The organism is Enterococcus raffinosus, from assembly GCF_001886185.1.
Lineage (GTDB): Bacteria > Bacillota > Bacilli > Lactobacillales > Enterococcaceae > Enterococcus_A > Enterococcus_A raffinosus.
Window position 1 is genome coordinate 12,188 of record NZ_JXLA01000017.1, and the last position, 14,601, is coordinate 26,788.

General features: G+C 37.4%; 13 protein-coding genes. 2 read left to right on the plus strand and 11 right to left on the minus strand.

Annotated features, from left to right (window positions below; translation table 11 throughout):
- Window positions 1–93 precede the first annotated feature (93 nt).
- From RV13_RS10630 to RV13_RS10670, 9 genes are all read right to left on the minus strand, one after another.
- Entirely contained in the window at window positions 94–417 is a 324-nt protein-coding gene (locus RV13_RS10630; protein WP_010746822.1) for a zinc ribbon domain-containing protein YjdM, read from the minus strand.
- A 120-nt stretch (window positions 418–537) separates the two neighbouring features.
- A complete protein-coding gene (nagE, locus tag RV13_RS10635) occupies window positions 538–2,499 on the minus strand; it encodes an N-acetylglucosamine-specific PTS transporter subunit IIBC (protein ID WP_010746823.1) in 1,962 nt (653 codons plus the stop codon).
- A gap of 4 nt (window positions 2,500–2,503) precedes the next feature.
- Window positions 2,504–3,355, minus strand: a complete 852-nt coding sequence (locus tag RV13_RS10640) for a PRD domain-containing protein (RefSeq protein ID WP_010746824.1) — start codon at window positions 3,353–3,355, stop codon at window positions 2,504–2,506.
- Between the two features lie 210 nt (window positions 3,356–3,565).
- Window positions 3,566–4,513 carry a DHH family phosphoesterase gene (locus RV13_RS10645; RefSeq protein ID WP_010746825.1) on the minus strand — a complete coding sequence of 316 codons (948 nt, stop codon included), beginning with the start codon at window positions 4,511–4,513 and terminating at the stop codon, window positions 3,566–3,568.
- 14 nt (window positions 4,514–4,527) lie between these two features.
- The gene (locus tag RV13_RS10650) at window positions 4,528–5,859 is read right to left on the minus strand and encodes a DRTGG domain-containing protein (RefSeq protein ID WP_010746826.1); all 1,332 of its coding nucleotides are present in this window, start codon (window positions 5,857–5,859) and stop codon (window positions 4,528–4,530) included.
- 136 nt (window positions 5,860–5,995) lie between these two features.
- On the minus strand, window positions 5,996–7,423 hold the full coding sequence (locus tag RV13_RS10655) for an MFS transporter (RefSeq protein ID WP_010746827.1): 1,428 nt from the start codon (window positions 7,421–7,423) through the stop codon (window positions 5,996–5,998).
- An 89-nt stretch (window positions 7,424–7,512) separates the two neighbouring features.
- Window positions 7,513–7,719 (minus strand): MJ0042-type zinc finger domain-containing protein, encoded by a 207-nt coding sequence (locus tag RV13_RS10660; protein WP_010746828.1) that lies wholly within the window; start codon window positions 7,717–7,719, stop codon window positions 7,513–7,515.
- A gap of 120 nt (window positions 7,720–7,839) precedes the next feature.
- Window positions 7,840–9,522 (minus strand): ribonuclease J, encoded by a 1,683-nt coding sequence (locus RV13_RS10665; RefSeq protein ID WP_010746829.1) that lies wholly within the window; start codon window positions 9,520–9,522, stop codon window positions 7,840–7,842.
- Between the two features lie 272 nt (window positions 9,523–9,794).
- Entirely contained in the window at window positions 9,795–10,844 is a 1,050-nt protein-coding gene (locus RV13_RS10670; RefSeq protein ID WP_010746830.1) for an aspartate-semialdehyde dehydrogenase, read from the minus strand.
- 295 nt (window positions 10,845–11,139) lie between these two features.
- On the opposite strand from RV13_RS10670, the gene RV13_RS10675 reads away from it, so the two are divergent.
- The gene (locus RV13_RS10675) at window positions 11,140–11,958 is read left to right on the plus strand and encodes a hypothetical protein (protein ID WP_010746831.1); all 819 of its coding nucleotides are present in this window, start codon (window positions 11,140–11,142) and stop codon (window positions 11,956–11,958) included.
- A 58-nt stretch (window positions 11,959–12,016) separates the two neighbouring features.
- On the opposite strand, the gene RV13_RS10680 is transcribed toward RV13_RS10675, so the two are convergent.
- Window positions 12,017–13,213 carry an MFS transporter gene (locus RV13_RS10680; RefSeq protein ID WP_010746832.1) on the minus strand — a complete coding sequence of 399 codons (1,197 nt, stop codon included), beginning with the start codon at window positions 13,211–13,213 and terminating at the stop codon, window positions 12,017–12,019.
- 15 nt (window positions 13,214–13,228) lie between these two features.
- Window positions 13,229–13,516, minus strand: a complete 288-nt coding sequence (locus RV13_RS10685) for a hypothetical protein (RefSeq protein ID WP_010746833.1) — start codon at window positions 13,514–13,516, stop codon at window positions 13,229–13,231.
- A gap of 406 nt (window positions 13,517–13,922) precedes the next feature.
- On the opposite strand from RV13_RS10685, the gene RV13_RS10690 reads away from it, so the two are divergent.
- Window positions 13,923–14,579 (plus strand): Crp/Fnr family transcriptional regulator, encoded by a 657-nt coding sequence (locus tag RV13_RS10690; RefSeq protein ID WP_010746834.1) that lies wholly within the window; start codon window positions 13,923–13,925, stop codon window positions 14,577–14,579.
- Window positions 14,580–14,601: the final 22 nt, after the last annotated feature.

Here is a 14,601-nt window from a genome sequence, read left to right on the forward strand (position 1 = left end):
GATAATTTTACTGCAAAAAAGCAGTTTCCTACTCATAGTTTAGCATGAAAAGCGTGAATTTTTTATGAAAACAACTCTAAGAATCTCTCTAGCTTATAACTTCTTAACAAATTCTGATTTTAATTTCATCGGTCCGAAACCATCAACCTTGCAATCAATGTTGTGATCTCCTTCAACTAGGCGAATGTTTTTTACTTTTGTTCCTTGTTTGATGGCACCAGAAGCACCCTTAACTTTTAAATCTTTAATTACTGTAACACTGTCACCCTCTTGAAGCTGGTTGCCATTGCTATCTTTGACGACCAATCCCTCTTCAACTTCTTCGTTACCGGACCACTCGTGACCACATTCAGGACAAACAAATAAGCCACGATCCTCATAAGTATATTCTGATTGACACATTGGACAATTTGGCATAATTTTCCTCCAATAATAATAGTTTTCTAAACACTTAGTTTAGCCGAAACGGAATGACTTGAAAAGCCTTTCTATACAAAAAAATTCACACTTATACAATAAGTGCGAATTTTTCTTTTTTTATAAACTTGTCAATTCACCAATCACTTCGTTGACCTGAACCTCTTTTGTACCTGTTAGGTCAGAGCTCTTCACTTTATCCATATTAGTCAGAGCAACGATGATATCTGTTTTCTTGCCTGCTTTTTTTACTGCTTCCAAATCAACTTTCGCAATCATCTGTCCTCGTCCGACATGCTGACCAGCTTGAACATAAAGTTCGAAAGGTTTTCCACCAAGATCAACAGTATCTAATCCCATGTGTAAAAGAACTTCCACACCTGAAGCCGTTGTAATTCCAACCGCATGTTTTGTAGGAAAAACATTCGAGATAGTCCCAGCTACTGGAGAGAAAATCTCACCAGAGGTAGGTAATACTGCATAACCATCACCCATCATTTTTTCTGAAAAAACATCATCTGAAACTTCAGTAATTGGAACCAATCGACCATTCGCTACTGCAAACATTTCTTGAGTTTTTGGCGCTTCTTCTTTAACAATGGCTTGTTCAGTGGCCGCATGAGCTGTTCCCCCACCGCTGTGAAGTCGATTCATTTCGTCAGCTACGAACTGTACTTCAGTACCAACAATCACTTGAATGTTTTTATCATCAATCACTTTCAAGCCTGGGACACCAGTAGCTTTGATTTGGCTTTGATTTACTACGCCAGTATCTTTAAGCTGAAGGCGCAATCTAGTCGTACAATTGTCGATTGATAAAACATTAGCTGCTCCTCCTAGCCCTTCATAAATTTTCTGAGCCATAACCACATGTTTGTTATCACCAATCATGTCAATATCAGGCATTTCTTCGCCATCATCTTCTTCTCGTCCAGGCGTCATTAGATTGAATTTAACAATGACAAACCGGAATGTCACATAATAGACAACCGCCATCACTAATCCCAACAGAATCAACATGAATGGTTGATTTGCGATGGGGACACGCAAACTTAAGAAGAAATCAATAAAACCAGCACTAAAGTTAAACCCAGCTGTCCATTTGAACGTTGCTGCTATAAACATAGAAATCCCTGTTAAGCAAGCATGAACAACATAAAGCGGCCACGCCACAAACATAAAGGAGAATTCAAGTGGTTCAGTTACCCCTGTGAAAAATGAAGCAAATGCTGCTGCAACCATTAATGAAGCAGTGACTTTTTTCTTTTCAGGTTTTGCACATTGATAAATTGCCAAGGCTCCTGCCGGCAAACCAAACATCATTACTGGGAAGAATCCAGCTTGATAACGTCCTGTTATCCCTCGAACGCCTTCGCTCGCCCAGAACTTTCCAATATCATCAATTCCTGCTAAGTTGAACCAGAATACATTATTTAACGCGTGATGTAATCCTGTTGGAATAAGCAAGCGGTTGAATAAACCATACAAACCAGCCCCTATAGGTCCCATTCCTGAAATCAGTTCTCCAAAGCTTACTAATCCGTTATAAACTGGCGGCCAAACAAAAATTAAAGCGGCCGAAATTGCTGCCATTAATCCAGCTGTAACAATAGGTACTAAACGTTTCCCACTGAAAAAAGAAAGCGCCATAGGAAGTTTGACACCACTAAAGCGGTTGTACATAGCAGCTGCAACTAATCCAGCTAAAATCCCAACGAAAACATTTTTGAAATTGATTGCTGCAAAGGCAATGTTCACATCTTCTACAGCAACTTTAGTGAACATAGCTACTGCATCACTATTAACTAAGGTCATAGGGGTCAAAAATGCAACCAAACCAGACAAAGCTGCTGCTCCATCCTTATCCTTCGACATTCCTAATGCCAACCCAACAGCAAAAAGTACGCCTAAATTGTCTAATATCGTTCCTCCAGCCTTAATCAAGAAGGCTGCTAACAAGTTGTTGCCACCCCAGCCGCTAGGATCAATCCAATAACCGATTCCCATAAATAGAGCTGCCACCGGCAATGTTGCTACTGGCAACATCAACGAACGACCCATGCGTTGCATATATGCTTTCATATTTTTACTCTTCTCCTTTGTATTCTTTTATTTTCCGCAATCGTTCAACATGAATGGCTACATAACCTAATTCTTCTGTGGTGATTGCTAATTGGTAATGCTTCATCAAAAAGACTCGAATCTTTTTAGCAATTTGATAGCTATCAGGATACTTGTTTCTTACCATTTCGATAATGTCCTGATCTAAAACGGCATAACGCTGGTTCTGATACCGCTGCAATAATAAACGTAGATGATTCGCCAAACGCGAGTAATCCAATGCCATTTCTTGGGAACGGATATTTATCTCTAATTCTTGTTCAATTAAATGAATCACATCCGAAATAATCGTTACTTCTCTTATGCTGTCATGATTATTATTTTTTCCCGTTCGAGCGCTGTGAATATGGATTGCGATATAACCAGCTTCGTCATACCCATAAGGTATTTCTAATGTTCGATTCAAATAGTCCACTGCCCATTGTGCAATTCCAAATTCTTCACCATACAGAATCTCGATCTCACTTAAAAGCTTGTTTCGAATAACGATTCCGTTTTCAATATTTTGAGCCGCAAAGGCAATGTGATCTGTCAATGAAATAAAAATATGTTCATTCAGTTTCTCCATAAGAACCGTTTCAGCATGATCAATGATTGCTTCAGCAGCAAAAAAATAAGATTCGTTTATTTGATTTAATAAGGTCTGTAGCTTTTGCTGTCCTTCTGGTTCCATCACAAATAAACGCTCAATATCACGAGAAAAAAGCAAATCATTTCTTTGCTTATTGAACCCGACACCCTTGCCGATAGCAATCTTCTCTTCTCCTTGATCATCTACCAATACTGCATTTTGATTCAATATTTTTTTGATTTTCATTTGTTTTCCTCATTCTGCAGAATAAATTCACTGTTTTGACTAGACATTGGCCAAATAAAAAGGCATGGAAAGAAACACAAGGAGTCTCCTTGCGATTCTTTCCATGCCTAGTATGATCTAGTCACATGAAACAGTATTTGTTAACAATTTAAATAGTATAGACCAATGAAGGTTTTGTCAATACTTTTTTTCGAATTTTTTTCGAATTATTTATTTTTTTCGATAATTTTCGCACAAAATTTGGATTTCATGGTATATTTCTTGACACATTGCTTGGTCTTTAGCATTTGCTCCACTAGCTAATGGGTGACCGCCACCATGATATCTTTTGGCCAAATTATTGATGACCGGTCCCTTGGAGCGCAATCGAACGCGATAATATCCTTCCGGCTGCTCTACAAAAACTGCCCAAGCCAATACAACGTCTATTGTTCCTGGCAATGGAACCAGAGATGCAGTGTCAGAGTCCTTGATCCCATATTTTTTTAAGATTCCTTGATCCAAAAATACATATCCAGCACCATTGTTATCAATCTGTAAGTTCTGGTACAGGTACCCTGAGAGCTTCGCAACATCCAACGAAATTTGATCAATCTCTCGATTTAATTTGGTCGCATCAAAACCATAATCCAATAGTTTAGCTGCTACCAGTAACGTATGTGAAGTAGTTGCGGGATATAAGAAACGTCCCGTATCTCCAACAATTCCTGCATATAATAAACGGGCGGCATTTTCTGTTATTGCTAATTTTTCAGCAAATGCAAAATCAGCAATAATCTCACTGCAGCTACTTGCCTGTGTATTAACCCAAAGCAAATCACCATAAGGATCGTCATTGGGATGGTGATCGATTTTTATTAATTTATCTCCTAATGCATAACGTTCATCACTGATTCGAGGTGCATTCGCTGTATCCGTCACAATTACCAACGAACCTTCATATAGTTGGTCAGTAATCTCGTCCATTTCTGCTAAGAACGCTAAACCTTCTACAGGCCCGCCAACTTGATAAACTTCCTTATCTGGAAAGTTTGTCCTCAGGATTTCAGCAAGCCCGCATTGTGAGCCCAAAGCATCCGGATCAGGGCGCATATGACGATGGACAATGATCCGATCGTACTGCTTAATCATCTGTAAAATTTTTTTTGTAATTGTCATGCTACTTCCTCTTTCTAAGAACGCTCCATCACTTGGCAAACCACGATCGCTTTAGCAACGATCACATTATCAATATATACTTCTAAATCCACTTTCGCAGATCGACGTCCCAATTCTAATGTTTTTGAATGGATCTCAATTTCACTTTCTAATTGAATCAAACGTAAATAATGTAAATTCATTTGTTCAATTAGTGTATTCCGACGTTGATCCATTAAAATGCTCCGCTGCGCTACATTCGCTACAATCTCGCTTAGTACGCCAAATGAGATTGTTCCAACACTATTAACCATCTGTGGGGTAACTTCAAATTTAAAATATGGATTTTCTAACAAATTATCATCACGATCTGTATCAACAGTTATGATATCTCCTACAATTTGATCGGAAATTGTGTTAGACATTTGGGGTTGGCGTTGAACAAGCTGCATTGCTTTCATAACATCTTGGCGACTAACCATTCCTACAAGTGAAAGATCATCCTTCACCACAGGCATCATCTCAAGTCCATCCCAAATCATCTGATGACTTACTGAAGCCACACTCATACTTTGCTTTACAACATTAGGATCGCGTGTCATTACACGATCAATCACTTGATTTTCAGCCTTCCCTAAAACGTCCTTCGCAGTTACAACTCCCAATACACGCATGCTTTTATTTACAACAGGAAAACGGGAATGCCCAGTTTTTTCAGACAGACGGTGATACGTTAGGATGGTATCGCCAGCTTGTAAATACACTGTTTTTTCCAGAGGCATGTAAATATCACTGACCTGCATGATATCTTTTTTAATCAATTGATCGCTCAATGCGCGATTTATCATAGTTGCTACTGTAAACGAATCATACGTTGTACTTAAAACGGGTAGCGCTAGATCATCTGCTAATCTTGCGATTTCAGGGGTGGTGTCAAATCCACCAGTAATCAAGACAGCTGCCCCATCTTGCAAAGCAAGTTTCTGTGCGCCTTCGCGGTTTCCAATGATTAATAACGATCCCGGTGTGATATATCGGCGCATAGCTTCTTCAGTCATAGCACCAATAACAAATTTATTTAAGTCTTTATCCAATCCATTCGAACCGCCTAGAACATCACCCTCGATAATACGAACAACTTCACCGAAGGTTAGTCGTTCAATATTTTTCTTTAATTTGCGTTCAATTCTAATCGTTCCTACACGTTGAATCGTTGAAACTAAACCAATATTTTCTGCATCCTTAATCGCACGGTAGGCAGTCCCTTCACTGACACGCAGATTTTTTGCAATACTGCGAACAGAGATACGCTCACCCACGGGCAAGTTTTCGATGTGTTCTAAAATCAAATCATGTTTTGTCGCCATAATTTCCTCCCGTTATAGCATTTATCCATCATATTAGTACAGCTTAGCAAAACTAGTATAACAGAGTACTTATAAAAAAAGAAGTCAACCGTTACCATTCAAGTAACAATCAACTTCTTTTGTGTTAATAGATAAATTAAGTTAACGGTTTTTTCCTAAAACGTACAAGAGATATCATCAAGGCGAAAGCACAAATTACTAACGAGGCTATAAAAGTCACTCTCATCCCATAGATAAAAATATCCGGGCGGTCATTGACATATGTCGTTACCCGTTGGCCATAGGCTGTACTCATCCCACCATATAGAATCGTCGTTGATAAAGCGATCCCAATAACCATTCCTAGATTTCGCGCAAAGGAGTTCATACTTCCGGCCACACCTAAATTTTCTTTTTCTACACTACTCATGACAATCGTGTTATTGGGCGACTGAAATAGAGCATTTCCCATTCCCATAATGGCTGTCGCTAATACGTAATACCAAATAGGACTCGACTGACTCATAAAGACATAAAGTAGCTGAGTGATTGATAATAGCGTCAAGCCGATCAATACTAATTTTTGCGGACCAATTTTATCAGTCAAATAGCCGCTTAAAGGCGATCCGATGACCATCAAAAAAGGAAACACCATCATCAACAATCCAGCATAGCTGGCTGTTAATCCTCTAGCATTCTGTAAATAGAATGGCATGACTACATTGACAAAAAAGTTCGCTGAAAAAATCAAAAGAGCTGTAATCAAACTCATCGTAAACATTTTATTTTTTAGAATGCTAAAAACCAACAGTGGATTTTCTTTGCGTTTTTCTACTTGGATAAACAGGATGAAAAAGATGATTGCAGCAACAAGTAAAAGAACTGGCAACGTATGAATATAACCAACTTCTTGCCCAATAAAAACAGCACCAAAAAAGCTCATAATAGTGAGTGCAAAGGTTGCAAAACCAAGCCAATCAATTTTCTTTTTAGACATCGTGAGATCCTTAGGTAAAAATTTCTCTCCAATCAAAATTGTCAAAATCCCTACTGGCACATTGATCCAAAAAATGTATGACCAAGAAAAATGCGCAAGAATCAAACCGCCAATGCCAGGACCTGCGATTGACCCTAAGGACACAAAAGCACCAATTGCCCCAAGCGCTCGTCCTCGTTCCTCCATCGGAAAAACTTCTGTTGTAATCCCTGTATTAGTAGCCATTGTCATACTAGCACCAATACCTTGAATGACTCGCCCAAAAAGAAGCATTGTTAACGAATGATTAAACCCACACAAAAGGGAACCTAAAGTAAATACGATCGTACCGATTCGATACACTTTAATCTTACCGAAGCTATCTCCTACTTTTCCAAAAAGCAGCAAGCATGCACAAACGATCATTAAATAAATTGATACGACCCACTCAGCCTTATTCATAGGAACTACTAAGTCTTTTGAAATAGTGGGTAATGCAATATTTACAATACTTGAATCTAAAGTAGACATAAAGGTAAACATCGCAACAGAAACTAAAATCCACCACCGATTCTTTTGAACCACAGGATCATCTTGATACGTTTTCATTCATAAACTTCCTTTCGCTACAAAAATGAACCATAGCTATTCTAAAGGATACTCCTCAAAAAAAGCAAACCAAAACAAAAAACGAGAGATTACTCTCCCGTCTTTTTATCGTATTTTCCGTCTTCACGATCTTCAAAGGTCATGAAATATCCATTTGTAATCCTTGTTTCATATACATGATGACAATTCGGACATTCAACCGGCATTGCTTCTTTTGGATGTTGCTGAACATTTAGTACCTCATCAACAAAAAAATGTGTGCCGCAATTTGGACACTTTAATGGTTTTTCCAACATATGACCAGCCCTCTCTACATTTACTTCTTTTATAATGATACTCCTTTTTTCAAAAAAAACAGAGCAGAAAGGTCAAAAAAACTTCTCCGATAGAAAATGACTACAGGAGAAGTTTCTTTTTTACTTATTACGACGTCCACGTCGTTGATTTGCTTCCATAATAACTGGCAAAATAACAGGACGGCGTTTTGTTTGCTCGAATAAATAGCGGCTTAGCTGATCACGAATGTCTTGCTTTAATTTGCTCCATTCGAAATCATCAGAATGCAAATGCTTCTCTACGATCTCACTCGTTGTATCAGCACTCTCTTTGATCAAATCACGACTCGCTTTAATATAAACAAATCCGCGAGAAGTAATCTGTGGAGCAGAAACAATTTTTTTCTGCTTACGATCAATCGTTACAACAACCACAAAAATACCATCATCCGACAAAACTTTGCGGTCTCGTAAAACAATATTGCCGATATCGCCAACACCAATACCATCGATCATGATATTGTCCGCAGGTACACTGCCGGCTGCACTCATATGTTTATTTTTATATTCCAACACATCTCCGCGTCCAGTTATAAAAATATCTTTGAATGGCATGCCTAACTCATTGGCTAAGCTGGCATGTGCCGCCAATTGACGATATTCCCCTTGTACTGGGATAAAATATTTTGGAGACATGAAATTCATCATCATCTGCAAGTCACGAGGATTAGCATGTCCTGAAACACGTAAATTCTCAGAAATACTCTTTACGATCCCGCCAGCACGATAAATCATGTCTTCAGTTTTCGCAACCGTTGTTTCCATCGCGATGGTTGGTGTAGTAGTAATATAGACTAAATCCCCATCTTCAATTTTCAGATTTCGATGAGAACGATTGGCCATCTTTTGTAATGACTTAATCGGTTCGCCCATACGACCTGTTTCTAGAATAATTAATTCTTCAGCTGGATATTTTTTCATTTCCTTAATCGTTACTAGAATGTCTTCAGGCACTTCCAACTTTTTCAAGCGCATCGCCGTTTTAATGATACGATCTAGGTCTTGTCCAGTTAGCACCACTTTTCGTCCGGCTTTTTCTGCCGCATTCAGGATTTGCTGAACACGCTGTAAATTGCTGGCTACACAAGCCACAATGATTCGACCATTCCATTCATTAATCACATCATAGACTTCACTGGCGATCTCGCGTTCAGAAGCTACTTGAATCGCATTTTCTGCATTTGAAGAAGAACTTAATAATGCTAGTACACCCTCTGAACCAATTTCAGCCAAACGACGATAATTCGTCGCATACATTGGAATCGCAGTAGGATCAAATTTAAAATCACCTGTATAAACAACATTGCCTTCATCGGTTTTTAAACTAATCCCCACAGAATCTGGAATTGTATGTGTCGTCCGGAAGAAACTAATAACTGCCGTACCAAAATCAATCTCTGTGTGTTCATCAATTACATGAAAGTCTTTAAAACCTTTACTCTCTTCATTTTGACTCACATTCAATTTTGCCAGTTCAATCGTTAATTCTGTTCCAAAGACAGGCACTGCCACTTCAGAAACTAAATAAGGCAACGCACCGATGGCATCCGCGTGACCATGTGTCAAAAAGACCCCCGCTACACGATCTGCATTTTCAATTAAATAGGTAAAATCAGGAATCACAACATCAATTCCTAATAACTCATTTTCTGGATATTTTAGTCCACAATCTAGGACAAAAATATCATTATCCACTTCAACTGCGTACATGTTTTTACCATTTTCACGTACTCCACTGAAGGGAATTATTTTGACTGTACTCAAAAAATCCACCTCTCTAGTTTATTTATCTATCGTTTCAGCTTACTCAGACCCCGTAATCAGTACGGTCTGTGCCTATACTCAATAGCTATTATACATGATTTTTTCTGAAAAACCATTGATGGAAAATGAATCGTCCCTTCCTTTAATAGAAACTTACTTAACGTCCAGAGACTCCTCTCACTATCTGACTTATTTTTTGCATTTCTTTTTCTCAAAATATATTACAATTCATCAGAAAAAAAGAAGCGTGAAAGATTCACACTTCTTTGATTCTATTCGAATAGGTTCATTTCATACATTGTTTCAGCAATTTGAAGGGAGTTCCATGCCGCACCCTTTAATAAGTTATCTGAAACAACCCAAAGGTGGATTCCTTTTTCCTCGTCTGGATCTTTACGAATTCGACCCACAAAAGTTTCTTTTTTGCCCACACTGTTTAATGCTTGTGGATAAATTTGCTGACTCGGATCATCCTCCAATACTGCACCAGGTGCTTTAGCAATCAACTCTTGAATTTCTGCTACTGTCGCCGTTTTTTCCGTTTCGATATAAACAGACTCAGAATGTCCACTCATAACTGGAATACGAACACAAGTTGCAGATACTTTAATCGAGTCATCTTCCATAATTTTTTTTGTTTCGTTAATCATTTTCCACTCTTCATTTGTATAGCCGGCATCGGTAAATACATCAATCTGAGGCAGTGCGTTAAATGCTAGCGGATAATGCTTTTTATCCCCCCCGCAGGGTAAGATGTCTGCTTTCCATTCTTCGACGGGTTTCTCGTCTAAGAAGTCCTGTGTTTGCTGCTTTAATTCTTCCATTGCTTGATTTCCAGCACCAGATACCGCTTGATAAGTTGAAACGATGATACGTTTTAATCCATAAGCCTGGCGGATGGGCTCTAAAGCCACCATCATTTGGATGGTTGAACAATTAGGATTGGCAATAATCCCCTTATGATCACGCAACGCAGAAGGATTCACTTCTGGAACAACTAAGGGAACCTCTGGATCCATTCTATAATGACTTGTGTTGTCTACTACAACCGCCCCGCGCTTAACCGCTTCTGGTGCAAATTTTGCAGATATACTGCCTCCAGCTGAAAATAGAGCAAGATCTATATTTTCGAATGAATCTGGTACCAATTCTTCGATAGTTTGAGTTTCGCCTTTAAATGAAAGTTGCTTTCCAGCAGAACGCTTTGAAGCTAAAAACTTTATTGTACCAAGGGGTAAAGAACTATTTTCTAATAATTTGATCATTTGTGTTCCTACTGCGCCAGTAGCACCAACTATTGCAACATTCATTTCCCTCATCATAATCACTCTTTCGTATCATAGTATTTTAATAGTTTATCATATTTATCTTGAAACGCAAGCGCGTCATTCTTGTTCTTCTCTATTCAAATTATTAGAATTTCCAATACAAGACTCTATTTATATTTCAACGTTCTATTTTTGCCTAAATAACTGATATAACAAAGATAAAATAAATTTTCTAATCAAATTGTTGTAAAATAATTTAAAAAAACGAAGATTATTGAATATTTTTATTGTGATTCTCTAATAAAAGCTTTAGAATTAATATGTAAGTGTTATTCACAGGAGGGCATTCATGAAAGTTAACGGGTTTATCATTAAGCAAATGCGTGAACATGCGAGCTTGGCTCGTGACAACTTTACCGCTATTTGTTCAACAGCTGACTTGGAACTGATTGAAGAGAAAAACTGGGGCATATTGGAAGTTGTTTTGGATCTTTGCAAGACATTGGAAATTCCTTATCAAAAGGCTTTTCCAGAATCAACGCTTTTAAATGAAGTCTCTTTGTTAAACATCGTTCGCTGCTTACATTTACGTCAAGAGTTTTCTAGTGTTTTATTTTTGTTAGATAATTATGTGAAAAAAATTACTTATGTTAATGCGAGAATCGTCGGTCACCTGATGTATTTCCGAGCATACGCAAACTTATTTGGCAATCATGATACTCGAAAAGCCGTACATTATTTTCAACGAGCCTATACTTTTTTACACGATGAAAAACGCTACGAGCTTTTAGTACTTAAAGGATTAGCCACATGCTATCAAGTTAATGAAGAAAAAAAGCGCGCACAAATCTTTTTTGATCGTGCTGAACAATTGGAGGAAAAAATGAATACTCAACTACAATTAGGTCCATCTTATTATCAAGCTGCTTGTTTCTATGCGAAACGTGGAAATCAAGAAAAAGCTAATGCTCTTTGCGATGAAGGGATACAGACATTATTAGAAGTAAATATGACTACTGGTCTTGAAGAATTATTTTTTGAAAAAGCTACGATCCAAGAAAATATTGAAGATCAGATTGAGCTTCTGAAGCAGGCTGATTATTATGCGAAAATCAATGAAAACTTTAATTTAAAAGAGCTAATAAACCAAAAACTAACAAGTATCTAAATGAAAAGCATAAGCGTTGCTAAGAAAAGTTAGCCTCGCTTATGCTTTTTAATTGCTTCTAGATGTTAGAATTAATCGATTTATTTGGTCGATAGAAAATCATATACAAAATAGCAACCACTATTGGAATCACCGCACAAAAGATATAGATATGTTGATAAGTTCCCAAAATTCCTTTGATTGCCCCTAACAAATAAGGGCCAACGCCTAGTCCTAAATCTAGACCAATGAAATATGTTGATAAGGCAACGCCGATGCGAGCTGTTTCAACTAGTTTGAGTGTCACTGCCTGACCATTCGCCATAAAGGTTCCATAACCAAGGCCCACAAAAGCTCCTGCAACCAATAATACAACGGCATTCTCTGTAAAAGCTAACAAAATTAACCCGATAGTTAAGCAAATAAAGCTTGGATACATGACAGAATTTTCACCATGTTTATCAAAAATTTTTCCTGACATCGGCCGGGTAATCGTAACAACTAATGCATAAACAACAAAGAAAAAAGCTCCTGCAGTCACTAAATGTAACTGATCAGCATAAATCGAAAGAAACCCTAACACACTTGAGTAGGCAATTCCAATTAGAAAAGCAATTCCTGCAATAAACAGAACTTTAAACTCAATAAAACTTTCTAGACTAAAGGTATTGATTTTAGCTCGATGCTCCTCTGTTAAGACAATGTTATTGACCTTAAATTTGAAGCAGGCGACTGATGTGATAAATGCCAACACAACCGCTAGAATAATAATTGCTTTAAACCCAACCAAGGGTAATAGAAGCAAGCCGATAAACGGACCGATCGCAGCAGCTAAACTGGTACTTAATCCGTAATAATTGATTCCCTCTCCATACTTTGACTCTGGAATATAAGCTGTAACAATCGCATTTGCCGCTGTGGAAACCGCCCCATAGCCAAAACCATTTAAAAAACGAACGCCATCCAAAATTAGGATGTTGCTGCTAATCAGATAAGCAGCTGTTGTAATTAAATAAAATAGTGCGCCATAACGCAACACCGCTCGTCGACCGAATAATTCCAATTTTTTACCAATATATAAACGGGCAAGCAAGGTGCCGATAATATAAATCCCAACAGCAAACCCCGCCTGTGCAGTTGACGCACCTAGACTTTGTGTAGCGTATTTCGCCGTGATTACGACAAAACAATAATATACTAAAAATACAACAAAATTGATAATCGTTATTGTGACAAAACCTTTATTGAATAACTTTTCCTCTTCCTTAATTTTCATTACCTACTCTCATTATTATGCGATACTCTCATTTAGTTTCTTTAAATCAGAAATTTTTTCCGCAACCTTATTGTAGTTAGACGGATAACGATCTACAGCTTGACTAATAAATAGATCTCGCGTACGATCAAATGCTGCCAAAAAGTCTGCTAGCGCTTTATCATTTTCCTGCGTGTAGTCTTTCCTTAACATTAAGGCATTTTGATACGCATCGTTAAGAAAAACCAATACCGCTTCCTTTTCAAACCGTACCTTGTAAGCTGATTCCAAACGTTCGATCATTGCACATGTCCATTCTTTCATACCTAATCACTCCTTTTTTTATTAAAGAACTTATTTTTTCAAATTAGAAAAAATAAATTCTATTTGCAAGATATATATCAGCCAACTAAATTTCTCCTAGATAACACATCTGACTTCCCCCTCTTTTCCTATTTGTTGTGAAATGTTGAGATGAGATTATCTTGCTTCCAAATTTTCTAATCAATAGAGCATTTGGCTTGTGTGACTTACCTGATCGATTATACGGATATAAAAAAAGAGCGAAATCAGTTTTTTTAATAAAAAATGACTTCAAACTTTAATGGCAATAAATTTCATTAACATTTGTTAGTATCTTTTTTGAACATACTTTTAATCAAATTAGAAGATCACTTATGATAAAATAGCAATGAAAATTTCAGCAAAGCATGGAAGGAATAAAGTAAAATTGGATAATACAGCCTTAACAGACTACTTAAAAAAAAATAAATTCCCTATCGTAACCAAAGAGTATAAAAAATACTTGCTTTACGAAGGGATTCAAGATCATCATGTATACATTTTAAAAAGCGGCGTTATCAAGACGAGCGTTATCTCCAGAGACGGCCGTGAATTTAACCTAGAATACATCAATGATCTCGAAGTAGTATCCTTGTTGAAGGATGAGTACTCACAATTTATTGATGCTCCTTTTAATATTCGTGTCGAATCTGAAAAGGCCGAACTTTATCAAATCGATCGTGTCGAATTTTGGAAGGATATTAATCAGAACTTTGACTTGCAGATCTATGTTAAAAACTATTATCGAGAACGATTGCTAAAATCAATGAAGCGAACACAACAGATGCTGATGAACGGTAAATTCGGAGCTGTTTGCACACAGATTTATGATTTGTATGATAAATTTGGTGTCGAATTTGACGACGGTATCTTGATTGACTTTGTCGTGACAAATGAGGAAATTGCCCACTTCTGTGGAATTAACGCTGCCAGCAGTGTTAGTCGTATCATGCATGACTTAAAAAGCTGTGGAGCAATCAAAATGGTTAATCGAAAGATTTTTATTAAAAATATTGAATTAATTAAAGACAATATCATTTTCTAATTTAAAAGGTTCAGCCTAAAAA